The sequence below is a fragment of the Streptomyces sp. NPDC039465 genome (genome assembly GCF_055639315.1).
This window is the reverse complement of the sequence record NZ_JBVKAP010000009.1, coordinates 50888-67751: the sequence shown is the minus strand read 5'-3', so window position 1 is coordinate 67751 and position 16864 is coordinate 50888. Positions and strand designations below refer to the sequence as shown.

At 72.3% G+C, this 16864-nt stretch carries 11 protein-coding genes and 1 pseudogene; 9 read left to right on the top strand and 3 right to left on the bottom strand.

Annotated elements, in window-relative coordinates; translation table 11 throughout:
• Positions 1-7: 7 nt before the first annotated feature.
• A complete protein-coding gene (locus tag ACZ7LT_RS27085) occupies positions 8-2275 on the bottom strand; it encodes a SpoIIE family protein phosphatase (RefSeq protein WP_471238717.1) in 2268 nt (755 codons plus the stop codon).
• A 110-nt stretch (positions 2276-2385) separates the two neighbouring features.
• On the opposite strand from ACZ7LT_RS27085, the gene ACZ7LT_RS27080 reads away from it, so the two are divergent.
• Positions 2386-2712, top strand: coding sequence for a plasmid stabilization protein (locus ACZ7LT_RS27080; RefSeq protein WP_471238716.1), 327 nt, complete (start codon positions 2386-2388; stop codon positions 2710-2712).
• 75 nt (positions 2713-2787) lie between these two features.
• On the opposite strand, the gene ACZ7LT_RS27075 is transcribed toward ACZ7LT_RS27080, so the two are convergent.
• A complete protein-coding gene (locus ACZ7LT_RS27075; RefSeq protein ID WP_471238715.1) occupies positions 2788-4074 on the bottom strand; it encodes a D-alanyl-D-alanine carboxypeptidase family protein in 1287 nt (428 codons plus the stop codon).
• A 244-nt stretch (positions 4075-4318) separates the two neighbouring features.
• On the opposite strand from ACZ7LT_RS27075, the gene ACZ7LT_RS27070 reads away from it, so the two are divergent.
• From ACZ7LT_RS27070 to ACZ7LT_RS27055, 4 genes are all read left to right on the top strand, one after another.
• Positions 4319-4954, top strand: a complete 636-nt coding sequence (locus tag ACZ7LT_RS27070; protein WP_471238714.1) for an HD domain-containing protein — start codon at positions 4319-4321, stop codon at positions 4952-4954.
• Positions 4955-5101: 147 nt separating this feature from the next.
• A complete protein-coding gene (locus ACZ7LT_RS27065; protein WP_471238713.1) occupies positions 5102-5836 on the top strand; it encodes a TetR/AcrR family transcriptional regulator in 735 nt (244 codons plus the stop codon).
• Positions 5829-6491 (top strand): hypothetical protein, encoded by a 663-nt coding sequence (locus ACZ7LT_RS27060; RefSeq protein WP_471238712.1) that lies wholly within the window; start codon positions 5829-5831, stop codon positions 6489-6491. The genes ACZ7LT_RS27065 and ACZ7LT_RS27060 overlap by 8 nt, the downstream gene beginning before the upstream one ends.
• Positions 6492-6630: 139 nt before the next feature.
• Positions 6631-7890, top strand: a complete 1260-nt coding sequence (locus ACZ7LT_RS27055) for an MFS transporter (RefSeq protein WP_471238711.1) — start codon at positions 6631-6633, stop codon at positions 7888-7890.
• Here the strand turns inward: ACZ7LT_RS27055 and ACZ7LT_RS27050 are convergent.
• A complete protein-coding gene (locus tag ACZ7LT_RS27050) occupies positions 7852-8463 on the bottom strand; it encodes a hypothetical protein (protein ID WP_471238710.1) in 612 nt (203 codons plus the stop codon). The genes ACZ7LT_RS27055 and ACZ7LT_RS27050 overlap by 39 nt on opposite strands.
• A 49-nt stretch (positions 8464-8512) precedes the next feature.
• Between ACZ7LT_RS27050 and ACZ7LT_RS27045 the strand changes: the two are divergent.
• From ACZ7LT_RS27045 to fxsT, 4 genes and pseudogenes are all read left to right on the top strand, one after another.
• Positions 8513-8647, top strand: a pseudogene (locus ACZ7LT_RS27045) (cytochrome P450); the annotation flags it as partial.
• A 482-nt stretch (positions 8648-9129) separates the two neighbouring features.
• A complete protein-coding gene (locus ACZ7LT_RS27040; protein ID WP_471238709.1) occupies positions 9130-11451 on the top strand; it encodes an FxsB family cyclophane-forming radical SAM/SPASM peptide maturase in 2322 nt (773 codons plus the stop codon).
• Positions 11452-11554: 103 nt separating this feature from the next.
• Positions 11555-12886 carry a TIR-like protein FxsC gene (locus tag ACZ7LT_RS27035; RefSeq protein ID WP_471238708.1) on the top strand — a complete coding sequence of 444 codons (1332 nt, stop codon included), beginning with the start codon at positions 11555-11557 and terminating at the stop codon, positions 12884-12886.
• Position 12887: 1 nt separating this feature from the next.
• Entirely contained in the window at positions 12888-16850 is a 3963-nt protein-coding gene (gene fxsT, locus ACZ7LT_RS27030; protein ID WP_471238707.1) for an FxSxx-COOH system tetratricopeptide repeat protein, read from the top strand.
• Positions 16851-16864: the final 14 nt, after the last annotated feature.

Here is a 16864-nt window from a genome sequence, read left to right as displayed (position 1 = left end):
GGGCCGCTCAGTCCTGGACGCGGATCGCGACCACGCTCGTGTCGTCGTCCGTGTCGCCGGCCGCGCCCGCGAGCAGGCCCTCCACCTGCTCACGCATCGCGCACCCGCTCAACTTCTCGGCCACCTCCACCAGATGGGCCAGGCCCTCGTCCAGGCCGTCGTGCCGCCGCTCGATCAGACCGTCCGTGTACAGCAGCAGCGTGTCGCCCGGCCGCAGTGGCGTCCGGACCTCCCGGTACGTCACCGACGGCACGGCCCCCAGCAGGACGTCGCCCGGCGTCTCCAGCAGCCGCGCCCGGCCCTCCCGTAGCAGCAACAGCGGCAGATGGCCCGCGCTGGACCAGGTCAGGCTCCGGTCGAGCGGGTCGTACAGCGCGCACACCGCCGTCGCCGTCGGGTGGCCGCTGGTGTGCAGGGTCACCTCGTTGAGCCACTCCATCAGCCGCCCCGGGGTGCTTCCCGTGACCGCGAGGCCGCGCAGCGCGTTGCGCAACGCGACCATGCCAGTGGCCGACTCGATGCCGTGCCCCGCGATGTCACCCACCGCCATCAGGACCCGGTCGCCGGAGACGGGCAGGACGTCGTACCAGTCGCCGCCCACCCGGTACTCCTGCACCGCCGGTCGGTACCGGGCCGCCGCCAGCAGCCCGGGCAGCCGCCGCAGGTCCGGCGTCTCCGGCACGATCGCCTGCTGCAGCCGCAGCGCCAGCTGATGGCGGACCGCGGCCTGCTTCTGCACCGCCGTGAGCTGGTCGAACGTGGCCGTCAGCGCCGCCTCGGTACGGCGGTTCTCCGACACGTCCTGGTAGACGCCCGTGACGCCGGTGACCACCCCTTTGTCGACCAGCGGCTCCGCGGCGACCCGGACGTACCGCGTCGTGCCGTCGTCACGCACGATCCGCAGCACCGAAACGCCACCGGTCTGCCGCTCGGTGAGCGACTCCAGCAGCTCGGTCAGGGCCTGGCCGTCGTCCGGATGGACCCACGGCCGCAGCGCGAGCAGCGGCAGCGGAGGCGACTGCGGATCGATGCCGAAGATGCGGTACGCCGACGCGGACCACACGGTCCCCCCGCCGGAGAGGCTGTCTTGGAAGGTGGCCACGCCCTGCAGATGGCCCATGGCCCGCGCCGCGGACAGCCCGCCGTCGCTGCTGACGTGCCACAGCACCACCGTGCGCTCCGGCCCGGCCGGCAGGATCCGTACGTCGAGCAGCGGCGCGGCCGCCCCGGCCCCCCGCACCCTCGGCAGCCGGGCCGCGTCCTGCACCCGGTGCACCGCGTGGGCCCGGCGCGCCAGCCGGGCCAGTTCGGCGTGGGCGAAGGGCAGGGCCAGCGTGAGGGGCTGCCCGGCCGGCGGGGACGTCCCGCCCAGCGCGCCGAGCGCCGCCTCGTTGAGATGCTCCACCGTCAGGGCCGTGGCCGCGGGGTCCCCGCGCAGCACCATCGCCGGTTGCGCCAGCGCGTCCAGCACGTCCATGAGCGCCGGGGCGGTGGGCGGCTCGGACGCGTCCGCGTCCAGGACCGTGCCCGCCACCTCGATCAGACCGGACAGCGACCGCCGTACCGCCTCGTCCAGCTCGGCCGGCCCCGGCCATACGGCGAGCGCCACCCCCACCGGTACGCCCTTGACCCGCAGCGGCAGCAGGGCCCGCGCGGCCCGCGGTCCCGGCCCCGGCAGCACCTGCTCCGGGCCCGGACCCGACGCCAGCCAGCGCGGCGCGGCGTCCGCCACCACCGCGTGGAAGAGGGTCGGCCCCACCGGGGGAATCCACTGCCACACCGCCGCCTCGGCGGCGCTCACCCCGGCCCGTCCGGCCAGCCGCAGGCATCCGTTGTCGGTGAGCCGCCACAGCCACAGGCTCTGTACGCCGAGCGGCGTCAGACCGCCCTCCAGCAGCGTCGCCGCCGCCTCGTCGACGGTGGACTGCGCCTCCGCGGCCGTCGCCACCCGCCGCGACCGCCTCGCGTCCAGCGGACCTTGGGAACCTCCACCGACCGGCGGCGCCGCGTCGGAGGTGCCGGCGACACCGTTCACGACGTCCGCGGCGAGATCCTCGGGGCTCAGCCCGGTCACCCGCGCCAGGCTCTCGAGATGCTGCCCGGCCTCGGCCGGAGACGCGCCCAACTGGGCCGCCAGGATCCCGGTGGCCAGGTCCAGCAGATGCCGCCGGGTGAGCTCCCCACGCAGACGGCCGATCTCGGCGCTCAGGCCCGCGATCGTCGAATCCGTCCGCGTGGCGTCGGCCCCGGCGGGCCCCGACGCAGACGCGATCACGTTCTGGATTCTACTCGCGGCTCCCTCCACATACCTGGGAGCGAGCCGGGTACCCGCGCGGTGAGGGGGACCGGTCGAGGGGGGAGACCCGAGCACCAACAGGAGGGATCATGCCTCGCGGTTCGAGCCCAAAGAGGGAACGGCAGTACGAGCACATCAAGGAAAGTGCCCTGGACAGGGGGGAGAGCAAGAAGCGGGCCGAGGAGATCGCCGCGCGGACGGTGAACAAGGAACGGGCCCGCTCGGGCGAGTCCAAGACGGCGAGCAAGAGCTCGACCCAGGACATGTCCTCCTCCAAGCGGGGCGGCCAGCGCTCCCACAAGGGCAGTCAGGGCCCTACGTACGACCAGCTGTACGCCGAGGCCCAGCGCCGCAACATCCACGGCCGCTCGTCCATGAACAAGGAAGAGCTCAAGCGCTCCCTGGGCAGCTCCTGACCCCTGTGCCCCGAGGCCCGCCTCGGGGCACACCCCTGTCCTGCGGGCCGCCGTCCTCCGGGCAGAGCGGCCGACTCAGCCGCCCCACCCGCGCCGCGTACCGCGCCGCCGGGCCAGCCACAGCAGCGCGCCGCCCGCGCACGCGGCCGACACGAGCGACACGGAAGGCCCCGCGTCCGGCGAGGAATCCGACCCGGCGACGACCTGCGTCTGGGAGAGCGGGGACAGGGTGGCGGGTGAGGGCGTGGGCGCCTCGGCGCGCCCGGCCCCCACCCCGGCGGCGGCGGGCGGCGCGGCCGCGGCCGTCGCATGCGCGGCCTTCACGGGCTTCACGGCCTTCGCCGCCTTCGTGACCTTCACGGTCTTCGCCGACCGTGGCGGGGCCGGGGCGAGGGAGCCGACCGGCCGGATCCGGCCCGCCACCTCGAAACCCCAGTCGAGCAGCTCCCGGGCCTCCTCGTACACCGCGCGGGCGCCGCCCCAGCGCGGATTCATCACCGTCACCACCAGCGTGCGCCCCTCGCGCCGCGCCGCGGCGATCAACGTGCTGCCCGCCCCGCTTGTGTAGCCGTTCTTGACCCCGATCAGCCCGGGGTAGCGACGGACCCCGTCGGCGCCGGTCAGCAGCCGGTTGGTGTTCCGGATGCCGTACGACCAGCCCCCCGACGGGAACCGCGCGTACGCCGTCCCCGCGTACCGCACGAAGTCGGGGTTGCGCAGGCCCTCCCGCCCGAACAGCGCCAGGTCGTACGCCGAGGACACCTGCCCCGGCGCGTCGTACCCGTCCGGCGAGACCACGCGGGTGTCACGGGCGCCCAGCGCCTCCGCCTTCTCCTGCATACGCCGGGCCGTCGCCTTCCAACCGCCGCTCATCGAGGCCAGGACGCGCACGGCGTCGTTGCCGGAGCTGAGGAAGACCCCGTTCCACAGGTCCGACACCCGGTAGGTGTACCCCGCCTGCACGCCCACCAGGCTGCTGCCGGACCCGACGTCCTCCAGCTCCTCCTCGCTGACGCGGTGCTCCTTCGACGGGTCGAGCCCGGGCAGCGCCGTCACCGCGAACAGCGCCTTCAGGGTGCTCGCGGGCGGCAGCCGTCGGTGCGCGTCGTGCGCGGCCAGCACGTCCCCGCTCTGCGCGTCCGCCACCAGCCAGGACCGCGCCGACACCTCCGGCGGCTCACCCGGCCCGTCCGGCACAACGTTCACCTGTGTCCCCGAGCCATACAGCCGTGCCGGGTCGTAACGCGCCGTGCTCGGCGGAGTCGGCTCGTCGACGGTGGCAGCGGCGGCGGGGGAGGGGAGCTGGAGCAGCAGCGCCACCGCGACCGCGGCGGTATGACGGACGCCAGACATGACGATCATTCAGTCACCGTACGAAGAAAGCGGCGTCACCCGCAGGACCGAGTGAGCCGACCGGCCTAGGACTTTCCGCCGGGAGCGCACCGCACCACTCCCGCCGCCCTCTCGCGCCTCGCGCGCCGGGGCAGCCCTGCTCACCGACCACGCGACGGACACCCCGGCGGCTGCCATTCGCGCTGGTCTAGGGTGATCACGAGGCCGCCTTCCGTACTCCGAGGACCGCATCCGGCGGCCCTGGGGAGGGACCATGAACACGACCGCCGCCCATCGCGCCGCAAGCGGCACCGAGATCGCCGGCATACGACTGCCCGGCGGCGCCGCCGTCGAGGCGGCCCGCCTGGTGTGCGCCGAGTACACCAACGAGGCGCTGTTCCACCACTCCCTGCGCTCCTACCTCTTCGGCGCCGCCTACGCCCAGGACCGCGGCCTCGACTTCGACGAGGAACTGCTCTACGTCTCCGCGCTCCTGCACGACCTGGGGCTCACCGCGCCGTTCGACAGCCACACCCTGCCCTTCGAGGAGGCGGGCGGGCACGCCGCGCGCCTCCTCACCGCCGGGCTCGGCTGGCCGGTGGAGCGCCGCGACCGGGCGGCCGAGGTGATCGTGCTGCACATGCGCGACGACGTACCGGCCGAGCAGGACGTGGAGAGCCACCTTCTCCAGATCGGCACCACCGCCGACGTGTCGGGCGGCGGACTCGACGCCTTCGCCCCTGAGTTCACCACCGAGCTGATGCGCGCCCTGCCCCGGGCCGGATTCGGCGCCGTGTTCCTGGACCTCGTCCGCGACCAGGGCACCCGCAAGCCCGACTGCGCCGCCGCCGGGCTGGTGCGCGGCGGCGTGGCGGACCGTATCGCCGCCAACCCGCTCGAACGCCTCTGAGCCGCCCGGGGGGCGCCGCAAGTAGGCCGGTGACCTCGGGCCGCGGTGCGCCCGCGAGTTTATGACGTATACTTTGCTTACGCTGTATACGTGGAGGGACGCATGGCTCGCACAGGTCGCACGGGTAACCCAAGTGGCACAGCGGACGTGAGAACGGTTGCCGACCTGCTGTGGCGCATCGATGCCGAACCCGCCGACGGGACTCGCATGCGGCTCAGTACCAGGCTGATCGTCGACGCCGCGGTCCGTGTCGCCGACGCGGAAGGGCTGGACGCGATCTCGATGCAGCGCGTCGCTTCGGAACTGGGCTGTACGGCGATGGCGCTCTATCGGCACATCCGGAGCAAGGATCACCTCGTCGCAGCCATGGTTGATGCCGCCACCGGCCGACCGCCTGCACCCTCCGCCGCGGACACCGCGTGGCGCACCGAGGCCGAAAGGTGGGTGGAGGCGCTGTGGCAGTTGTATCTGGGCCACCCCTGGATGCTGCGCGTGCCCACCCCGAGCGCTCCGGTCGGGCCCAATGAACTGGCCTGGCTCGAGGCCCTTCTGCGCCCCCTCCACCGCGCCGGCCTCCCCCGCGCAGAGCTGATTCCGATCGCCGCCTTCGTCTCCAGCGCGGTACGCGACCTCGCGCGAGTGGCCACCGAACTCGACCCTGCTGCCGCCGCCGCGTACAGCCAGGTCCTGGCGCAGCGCCTGAATCCCGAACAGTTCCCCGTCCTGTGCTCGCTGGCAGGGGAGGAAGGGCTCGACGAAGCGGAGGACGCCGACGTCACCCCGATCGTCCACCACGGCATCCAGCGCCTGCTCGACGGCGTGGAGGCGAGAGTCACCGAACATGTCCACTGCGCACGACGGAAGGAAACTCACCATGGATGACCTCCGCGTACGACGGCTCACGGCTGTCTGCGGAATAGCCGCCGGTCTCCTCGCCGCTGTCGGTGTCCCCCTCTACTTCGTGTACTCAGGGCCGCCCCCGGCGGCGAACGTGCTCAGCAGAATCCTGCTGAACATCCTGACGTGCGGCGCGCTCCTCGTCTTTCTGACGGGGCTGCGACACATGATCCGGAGCGCGGGCGCCACATTCGAGTGGGTGGCAAGCCTGGTGTTCGGCTCCGGACTTGCCTATGTCACCGTCACCCTGGTCGCGGCATCGATCGAGGCCGGGACCGTCCTCGAGCACCCCGGCGGTACGCTCGACCCGACTGTCGACGGCACGCTCGCCCACGCCAACATGCTCTTGCACGGGTCGGTCGCCAGACTCCTTACGGCAGTCATGCTCACGGCGGCCGGATACGCCATCCTTCGCAGCGGTGTGCTGCCCTCGTGGACCGGACGCCTCGCGTATGCCGTCGCGGCGGTCAACCTCGCCTTTGTACCGTCTCTGTTCTTCGGGACGGATGCCGCCGACTTCTACAGCGCCGTCGGCTGGGGCAACACCGCTCTCACCGCCGCCCTGGTCGTCTACTGGGCCCTGGCGGTCGGTATCGCAGTCGGCAACCGCTCCCTCCGGCAACCACCGCACGCCGTCTGACCGGCCACGTTCGTGTCGGATACCTGCCGGACTCGCGCCTGCCCGGCTGCTGAACTGGCTGGAGACCAGTCGCCGATCCGGAGACGGAGCCCTTCGCGCCATGTCCTCAGCATCCTCCATGTCCACCATGAGATCCTCCATGTCCACCACGAGCCGGTTCGCGCCGGCCCGGGCTCCCCGGCGTGGCGGCTGGCCGGCCGTCCTTTCGCTGACCGCCGGAATCTTCTGCATCGTCACGATCGAAATCCTGCCCATCGGCCTGCTCACCTCGATCGGCTCCGACTTCTCCGTCTCGAACGGCATGGCGGGCCTGATGATGACCACGCCCGGCCTGCTGGCAGCGGTCTGCGCACCTCTGGTCACCGCCGCCACCGCCAGGATCGACAGGCGCACGATGCTGTGCGCGTTCACGGCGGTGCTGGCCGTGGCGTCCTTCGCCGCCGCCCTCGCGCCTGGCTACTGGGCTGTGCTCGTTTCCCGTGTGCTCGTCGGCTTATGCATCGGCGGCTTCTGGTCACTCGGTGCGGGGCTCGCCGGACGACTGGTCCCGGCGGCTTCGGTGGCCAGGGCCACCGCGGTGATCTTCGCGGCCGTTCCGCTCGGTTCCGTGCTGGGTGTTCCGGCGGGCACGTTCGTGGGCGGGGTCGCGGGGTGGCGTACGGCTTTCACCGTCATGGGAGTTCTGACGGTCGGTGTGCTGGTTGCCATGACCCTGGTGCTTCCCCCACTTCCCGCCGGAGAGCCGACTCGGCTGGCGCTCCTGCGCAGGGTGGTCCGTGCCCCGGGCTCCCGTGTCGCCCTCCTGTTGACGTTCCTCGTCGTGGCGGCCCACTTCGGTACGTACACCTATGTGACCCCCCTGCTGGAGCAGGTCACCGGAGCGAGCCCCGCCCTGATCACCGGCCTGCTCCTGCTCTTCGGCGTCGCAGGCGTCGTGGGCAACTTCCTGGGTGGTGCCTTCGTTGCCCGGCGACCGCGTGCGGCGTTCGCGGCGGCCTCGGCGCTCGTCGCCGCAGCGGTTCTCCTGCTCCCGGTAACGGGTCACCGGCCGGCTGCGGCCGCCCTGTTGCTCCTCGTGTGGGGGCTCGCCTACGGCGCCGTACCGGTGTGCTCGCAGACCTTTTTCGCCCGTGCGGCCCCGGCCACCCCGGAGGCGGCATCGGTCCTGTTCACCGCGTCGTTCCAGGCGACGATTTCGCTCGGGGCGCTGGCCGGCGGGATGGTCGTGGACAGCCTGTCGGTGTCGGCGGTCATGGGATTCGGTGGGGTGACGGCAGCCCTGGCGGTGGCCGTGATCGCACTGTCGGCACCCGACGGGGGGAGAGACCCGGCGGCCTTTCACGCAGGGACCGTCGAGGTCTCAACCAGCCCTGACGTCAACCCGCTCGAACGCCTCTGAGCCGCGCGGCGTCCGCAGCAGGCGGTGCAGTGCCGCCGCGGCGAGCTGCACCGCCGCGGCCGCCAGCCCCACCGCCGCCGCCCCGCACGCCGCGGCCGAGATCTTCAGTCCGGCCCCGAGCGTGAACACCTGAGGCCGTAGCCGCGCCGGCGCGTGATCCGCCCGGATGCGCAGGGTCGCGCCGAGCAGCGGCCCGTCGCACAGCCCCGCCAGCGCGAACAGCGCCCCCGTCAGGGCCGGTACGGGTACGAGCGCCGCCGTGCCCAGCGCGCAGCCGGTGCCCAGCAGGCCGACCCCGGCCAGCCGTGGGGCCGGGGCGTCCGGCCACCAGCGGGCGACGGCGACCGAACCGACCAGCGCCCCGACGGCGAACGCGGTCATCAGGAGCCCGCCGTCGCCCGGCCGCCCTCGCTCGGCGCTCAGCAGCACCGCCAGGGTGGTGAGCCCACCCAGACCGAAGAAGGCGAGCGTGGTCTCGGCAGTGATCGCCCGCAGCTCCCGGATCCGCCACACCGCGGCGAGACCGGCCGCGAGATCGGCGCCGAGCGTAGGCGCGCCGGGTGAGCTGAACAACTCCCCCTCCACGCGTACCTGTTGGCCGCAGGACCCGGTGCCCCGGCCCCTGGCGCGGCTTCACGCCCGCTTCCCCGAACTCGACCTGGCCGCCGAGGAGGTGGAGCCTCCGCGGCACGCGAGTTTCGTGGGTAACAGCGTGCGGGAGCTGCCGGTGCGACTGCGCTCCGGCGTAGTAGCCTGAACGATGGTGGGTTCTACGCCCGAACGAGTGGCACGCCGGCGCCGGCCGGTACCACCTTCCCCCACCGGCGTTGGAGGCACCGGGGGAAGTTACGGCGTGCGGCGGACCCGCTTCGAGGGTGCTCCCTACCTCGGGCGCGAGTCGGCCGCGCGTGCGCAAACCGCCCAATTCGCCCGAAGTGCTGCACTATGGGAGTGGGCGGGGAGCACAGTGATGGCAGGCCCGCGCCTGCCATATATCACTCATACTCGAAAGGCACTCCATGGCTACCACTCTCGTCTCCGCGGCCAGCAGGCCAGGGACCGTCTCCCGCCGTACGTCCGCTCCCCGGACGCAGCTGACGAACCGGACCGCGGTCCGGGGTGGAGGGGAGCGGTCCGCCGCTTCCCTGAGCCATCTTGTGCCGGCCACCGGCGCCCCGGCCCCCCAGGTGGACGCAGCCTTCCAGTCATCGCTCTGAGTCACCGGGACACCGTCACCCCATGGACCGCCCCCCGCCCTCTCTCTCCCAGTTCGTCGTCAAGGTGCACAGTCGCTGCGATCTCGCCTGCGACCACTGCTACGTCTACGAACACGCGGACACGAGCTGGCGGGGGCGGCCCAAGGCCATCACCCGGGCGATCCTGGCCCGCAGCGCCGACCGGATCGCCGAACACGCCCGCGCCCACGGCCTGACCGCCGTCCACGTCGTGCTGCACGGCGGCGAACCCCTCCTCGCGGGACCCGCCGGACTCCGCATGGCCGCCGAGGAGTTCCGCCGCGCCACCGACGGCGTCACCACCCTCGATCTGCGCATCCACACCAACGGTGTGCTGCTGAACGAACGCTTCCTCGACCTCTTCGACACCTACGGCATCAAGGTCGGGGTCTCCCTCGACGGCGACCGCGAGGCGAACGACCGCCACCGCCGCTTCCGCGACGGCCGCAGCAGCCATGCCCAGGTCCTCAAGGCCGTCGAACTCCTCAACCGGCCCGCTTATCGTCATCTGTTCGCCGGGCTCCTGTGCACCATCGACATCGAGAACGACCCCGTCGCCGTGTACGACGCCCTCGTCGCCCTCGACCCGCCCCGCATCGACTTCCTGCTCCCGCACGCCACCTGGGACGAGCCCCCGCCCCGGCCCGGCGCCGCCCCGGCCCCGTACGCCGACTGGCTCATGGCCGTCTTCGACCGCTGGGACGCCGCCGGCCGCCCCGTCCCTGTCCGCATGTTCGAATCGATCCGGCGGACCCTGCGCGGTGAGAGCAGCCTCATCGAGTCGCTCGGCCTCACCCCCGCCGACCTCGTCGTGATCGAGACCGACGGCACCTTCGAGCAGGCCGACAGCCTCAAGACCGCCTACGACGGCGCACCCGCCACCGGCATGGACGTCTTCAGTCACACCCTCGACGACGTCCTCGCCCACCCCGGCATGGCCGCCCGCCGGCAGAGCGCCGACGAACTCTGCGCGCAGTGCCGCGGCTGCCCCGTCGTCACCTCCTGCGGCGGTGGCCTGTACGCCCACCGCTACCGCACCGGCCCCCGCGGCGGCAGCTTCGACCACCCCTCCGTCTACTGCCCCGATCTGCTGGCCCTGATCACCGCCGTCAGGGACCGCGAGGAAGCCGCCGCCCCCGCCCCGCGCGCCTGGCCGGCCACGGCCGACGACCTCGACGGCTTCGACGCACTCGCCGCCGGCCACGCGGACGCCGCCACCGTCGCCGCCCTGCGCGACGCCCAGATCGTCGCCAACTGGGACCTCCTCGGCGCCGTACGGCACACCGCCACCCCGGACGACCGCACCTCCGCCGCCGCCTGGGAGCTGCTCACCTCCCTCGACACCGACGCGCCCGAGGCGCTCGACTCCGTCCTCGCCCACCCCTGGACCCGCCCCTGGGCCACCCGGACCCTCCAGCACGGCACCAGCCCCACCCGCGGACTGGCCGAACTCGCCGCGGCCGCCGCCCTGCGCGCCCGGCGCGGCGACACCGTCACCGTCCCCCTGCGCGACCGGCGACTGCGCCTGCCCGGGCTCGGCGTCGTGATCCTCCCCGACGCCGCCACCGACGCCCCGCACGCCCACGTCACCGCTGACGACGAGGAATTCACCGTACGGGCCGGACGGCACACCCTCCGTATCGCCTGGAGCGAAGGCGTCGACGGCTGCTCCCCGTACTGGCACCCGGTACGCGTCGTCGAACTGCCCGGCTGGGCACCGGCGCTGGAGGACACCGACCCGCTGCGCGACCACGACGGCTGGCCCGCAGCCCCCCGTACCACCGCGCGCGCCATCAAGATCTGGGCCGAGGACCTCACCGCCGCCTGGACCCTCCTCACCACCCAACTGCCCTCCGACGCAACGGCGTTGGCGGAGAGCGTTCGCTCCGTGGTGCCCCTGCGGGCCCCGGACGGGCTTGACGGACCCGACGGCGGGCTGATTGCCACCACCTCCCGCCAGGTCACCGGCGCCGTCGGTGCGGCCCTGCCCGCCTCGCCCGATCTGCTCGCCCTGCTCCTTCTGCGCTCCTTCCGCCACCTCACCCTCGGCGCCCTGCTCGACCGCTACGCCCTCTACACCCCCCGGGCCGCCGACCCCGCCACCTACGGCCCCCTCGCCCCCGCCTACGCCGCCCTCGCCGTCACCGACTTCTGGCACGCCCGGCGACGGGCGGGCGCCGGACTGGTCGCCGAGTCCGAGTTCGCCACCTGGTACGCCCGCACGACCGCGGCCGTACGGCGTCTGACGGACGCACCCGAACTGACCGTGCTCGGAGCCCGGTTCGTCGCCCGTATGCACGACACACTCGCCGCCCGATACAGCTGATCCGGCCAACTGGCCCGTTCATTCAGTCCGTTCACGCTATTCCGTCAATGAATTGGCGTTTCCTACACTGACCTCCCATCTGCATGGACGGGGGGAGTCGTTCGTGTCTGGCAGCAACGGGTCGGGCAAGGCCGCGCCAAAACCTTACTTCTTTCTCAGCTACGCCCATACGCCCAAGAACCACCCCAAGGACCGGGACCCGAATCTCTGGGTGGAGCGTTTCTACCGGGATCTCTGCGATCACGTACTGCAGATGACCTCGCTGCCCGCCGGAGTTCCGGCCGGGTTCATGGACCAGGAGATGCAGCCCGGCGAAGGCTGGCAGGAGCGGCTCTCCGAAGCGCTCGCCTACTGCCGGGTGTTCGTCCCGCTGTACTCGCCGCGCTATTTCCTCAGCGAGCAGTGCGGCCGCGAATGGTTCGCCTTCTCCAAGCGCGCCGTGCACCACCAGTCGCGCAGCAACAGCCAGTCCGTCAGCGAGATCGTGCCCGCGCTGTGGGTACCCGTACCGCTCAAACAGCTTCCGCAGCCGGCCGAAAGGCTCCAGTTCAACCACGCCAGCTTCGGCAGCGACTACGCCGACGAGGGCTTCTACGGCCTGATCAAGCTCAGATATCTGCGGGAGCAGTACGAACGGGCCGTCTACCTCCTCGCCAAACGGATCGTCTCCGTCGCCGAGGAGACCGAGATCGAGGACGGGGACCCGCACCAGGACTACCTCTCCGTGCCGAGCGCGTTCGGCCCGCCGGGGCCCGCCCGCGAGCTGGACCTCTCCGTCCTCGCCTGCTCCCGCTCGGACCTGCCCCGCGACCGCGGCCCCGACTGCTACGGCGCACACGCCAGGGACTGGAACCCCTACCTGCAGGAATCCTCCCGGCCCCTCGTGGAACACGCCGCCGACCTCGTACGCAACCTCGACTACCGGGTACGGGTGGGGGAGTTCGACGCGGACGCCGCCCGGCTGCTCGCCCCGGGCCCGCCCAAGGCCCCCGGCCTGCTGCTGCTCGACCGCTGGGCCCTCGCCACCCCGCACGGCCGGGAGCTGGTCCGCCGCCTCAGCGCCGAGGACCGGCCCTGGATCAGCGTCATGGTCCCCTGGAACCGGGACGACCCGGAAGCCGCCCCCCGCGACGACGAGCTGCGGGCCGCCGTCGACGACGCCCTCGCGCCGCGCGTCCAGGAGAGCAGCGGCCACCGCTCACCCGGCGGCGGGCCGGCCACCCTGGAGGCCTTCAGCCAGGAACTCCCCGGGGCAGTGAAGGCCGCCGAAAAGCACTACACGGCACACGCCCGCACCTACCCTCCGGAGGGGCCGAGCGAGCCCATCCCGCACGTACTGCCCACCGGCATCGGCTACGGCTCCGGTGTCCCCGCACGCCCCGTTCATGGCACGGACCACCCATCGATCGACGCCGAGAAGTCTGAGGGGTCATGACATGACCGAGAACCGTGAAGGAACCGTCGTCACGTTCTACTCGTACAAGGGCGGCACGGGCCGCACCATGGCCCTCGCCAACACGGCCTGGATCCTGGCGGCCAACGGTTACCGGGTCCTGGCCGTCGACTGGGACCTGGAGGCGCCCGGCCTGCACCGCTTCTTCCACCCCTTCCTCGACCTCGCCGACCTGGAGGCCACCCCGGGTCTGATCAATCTGATCACCGAATACCAGGAGGAGGCCCGGCGGCCCGCCGACCGGGAACCGGACTGGCACCGTGACTACGCCCGGGTCCGCCCCCATGCCACCTCCCTCAACTGGTCCTTCCCCTACGGCGGAAGCCTCGACTTCCTCTCCGCGGGGCGCCGTAACCGCGACTACTCCTCGACGGTCGGCCGGATGGACTGGGACGACTTCTACGAGCGGTTCGGCGGCGGCCAGTTCTTCGACGCGATGCGTTCCGACATGCGCCGCCACTACGACTACACCCTCATCGACAGCCGTACCGGCCTCAGCGACATCGCCGACATCTGCACCGTGCAGATGCCCCAGATACTGGTGGTCTGCTTCACCCTCAGCGACCAGAGCATCGACGGCGCGTCCGCCGTCGCCCGGGACATCGAGGAACGGTTCGGCGACCGCAACATCCGTATCCTGCCCGTCCCCATGCGGATCGACGACGGCGAGAAGGAGAAGGCCGACGCCGGGCGAGCGCTCGCCCGCAAGAGCTTCCCCGGCCTGCCCTCCGGCATGAACAGCGAGGAACTCGCCCACTACTGGGGCTCCGTGGAGATCCCGTACCGGCCCTTCTACGCCTACGAGGAGATCCTCGCCACCTTCGGCGACGCCCCGAACGTGTCGTCGTCGCTGCTCACGGCCTGCGAACGGCTCACCTCCGTCCTCACCGAAGGCACCGTCAACGCCATGCCCCCGCTCGACGAGGCGGAACGGCTCACCTACGTGGCCGCCTACACCCGCCGCCGGCCCGTCCCCCCGTCCAACGTCGTCGTGTCGTACGTGGCCGAGGACCAGATGTGGGCCGACTGGATCGCCGCGGTGCTCACCCAGGCCGGATTCCACGTCGTCCCCGTCGACGTCCACACCACCCCCCTCGCCGGCATCGAGTCCGAGTTCTCCACCGTCGGCGGCTACCGCATCGTCTCCGTCGTCTCCCAGGGCTACCTCAACTCCCGCCGCGCCCGCGCCCTGTGGGAGACCGGCGCCCACCTCGACCCGGCCGCCGGGCGCCGCCAGCTCGTCCCCGTCCGGGTCGGTGACGTACGCCTCGGGCTGCCGCTCAGCAGCCGCGGTGTGGTGGACCTCGTCCGGCTCGACGCCCCCGACGCGGCCACGGCTCTGCTGACCGCCCTGGACCGGGAGGAGGCCGTCACCACCACGCCCGTCCCCGCCGGCGGGCCCCGCTTCCCCGGGGCCGTGCCGCAGGTGTGGAACGTACGGCCCAGGCACGCCTGGTTCACCGGCCGCAGCTCCATGCTGGAGCGGCTGCGCGACCAGCTGCGCGGCGACACCCGCGCGGGCCAGCGCTTCCCGCAGGTCCTCTACGGCCTCGGCGGTGTCGGCAAGACGCAGGTCGCCCGGGAGTACGCGCACCGCTTCCGCGCCGACTACGACCTGGTGTGGTGGATCGAGGCCGAACAGCCCGACCGGGTCGTCTCCTCGCTCGCCGAACTCGCCGTGGAGCTGGACATCTCCTCCGGCGACAGCGTCGCCGAGGCCGCCACCGCGGCCCTGAAGGCCCTGCGGTCCGGGGTACCGTACGCCCGCTGGCTGCTCATCTTCGACAACGTCGAGGACCTCGACCGCACCCTGGAGATGCTGCCCGACGAGACCGGGCCCATCTCCGACTCCCTCTACGGGCACATCCTGGCGACCTGCCGCAACAAACCCGTCTCCACCCGGGTGGAGACCATCGAGGTCGACGTCTTCACCCGGCCCGAGAGCGTCGAGCATCTGCGCCGCCGCGTGCACAAACTCCCCGCCCAGGACGCCGACCGGGTCGCCGACGCCGTCGGGGACCTGCCGCTGGCCGTCGAGGTCGCCGCCGCCTGGCTGGCCGAGACCGCCACCCCCGTCGACTCCTACGTCGAGCAGCTGCGGGAGCAGTCCACCAAGGTCCTCGCCCTCGGCGGCAAGCCGGAGGACTACGCCCAGCAGATCGGCGCCACCTGGAACATCTCCATCGCCCGGCTGCGCGGCGAGTCCAAGGCGGCCGTCCGGCTCCTCGAACTGTGCGCGTTCTTCTCCGCCGAGCCGATCTCCATGCGGCTGATCGGCAGTGGAACGATGCTGGAGGCGCTCCGCCCGTACGACCCCGACCTGCGGGAACGCTTCATGCTCGGCAAGGTCATCCAGGCCCTCAACCGGTTCGCGCTGGCCAAGGTCGACCCGGCGGACAGCAGTATCCAGGTCCACCGCCTCGTCCAGGCCGCCGTCCGCGCCGGGCTCACCCCGGAGGAGCAGGACGCGGCCAAGCACGAGGTCCACCGCATCCTCGCCGCCGCCCGCCCGGCCGAGGTCGTGGACACCGACAACCCCGTCAACGACCCCAAGAGCTGGCCCGCGTTCGAGCTGATCTGGCCGCACCTCGGCCCCTCCGGCATCGTCGACTGCGACGAGGAGAAGGGCCGCCAGCTGCTCGTGGACCGCGTCCGCTATCTCCTCAAGCGCGGTGAACTGGAGAGCGCACGGGTGCTCGGCAACCAGCTCAACAAGACCTGGACCCGCGAACTGGGCGAGAACGACCTGCAGACCCTCAACCTGCGCTTCGAACTCGCCAACGCGCTGCGCTCGCAGGGTAAGTACGCCGATGCCCGCGCCATGGACGAGGACACCCTCAACCGCCAGATGCAGGTCCTGCACGAGGACCACCCCAGCATCCTGATCACCTCCGGCAGCCTCGCCGCCGACCTGCGGGGCCTCGGCCGCTTCGAGGAGGCGCTCGAACGCGACCTGCGGATCTACCACGGGCTGCGGCAGATCTTCGGCGAGAACCACCCCAGGACCCTGATCGCCGCCAACAACCTCGCCATCGACCACCGCCTCACCGGCGACAGCGAGGAGGCGCGCCGCCTCGACGACGAGACCCTCGAACGCCGCAGCGCCCTGCTCGGCGACGACCACCCCTACACCCTCACCACCAAGGGCCACCTCGCCCGCGACCTGCGTGACTCGGGCGACTACCGCGAGTCCGTGAAGGTGCTGCGGGAGGTCACCGCCTCCTTCGAACGGGTCCTCAACGCCGACATGCCCGAGGTGCTGCGCACCGCCAAGAGCCTCGCCGTCTCGCTGCGCAAGGCCGGCTACCCGCACGAGGCGAAACGGATCACCGAGGACACCTACAGCCGCTACCGCGAGCGGTACGGCGTGAAGGTGCCGGACGCCCTCGCCTGCGGCCTCAACCTGGCCGCCGACTACTCGGCCGCCGGGGACAAGCAGGCCGCGCTCGACCTCGCCCTGCAGATCCTCGACGGCTACCGCGAACAGCTCGGCGCGAGCCATCCCTTCACCCTGGCCTGCCGCAACAACCTGGTCATCTACCTGCGCGGGGTGGGGGCCGCCGCGGAGGCCGCGCAGGAGGGCGAGGCCGTACGGGCCGCGCTGGAGGAGGCGCTCGGCCCCCGCCATCCGCACACGCTGTGCGCGGCGGTCAACCTGGCCAACGCGTACGGGGACATCGGGCGGGTGGATCTCGCCGAGCGGTGGGAGCGGGCCGCCCTGGACGGGCTCCTGGAGCGGTACGGCTCCGCCCACCCGGACGTGCTGGTCTGCCAGTCCAACCTGGCGGTGACGCTGCGCTCCATCGGCCGGGAGGAGGAGGCGCAGAAGCTGCGCTCGCGGGCCCTGGAGCTGGCCGCGAAACAGCTCGGCGCCGACCATCCGATCACCGAGGGCGCGCGGTCCTGGCGCCGGCTCAACCGCGACCTGGAGCCGCAGCCGGTCTGACGCGGCCAGGGCCC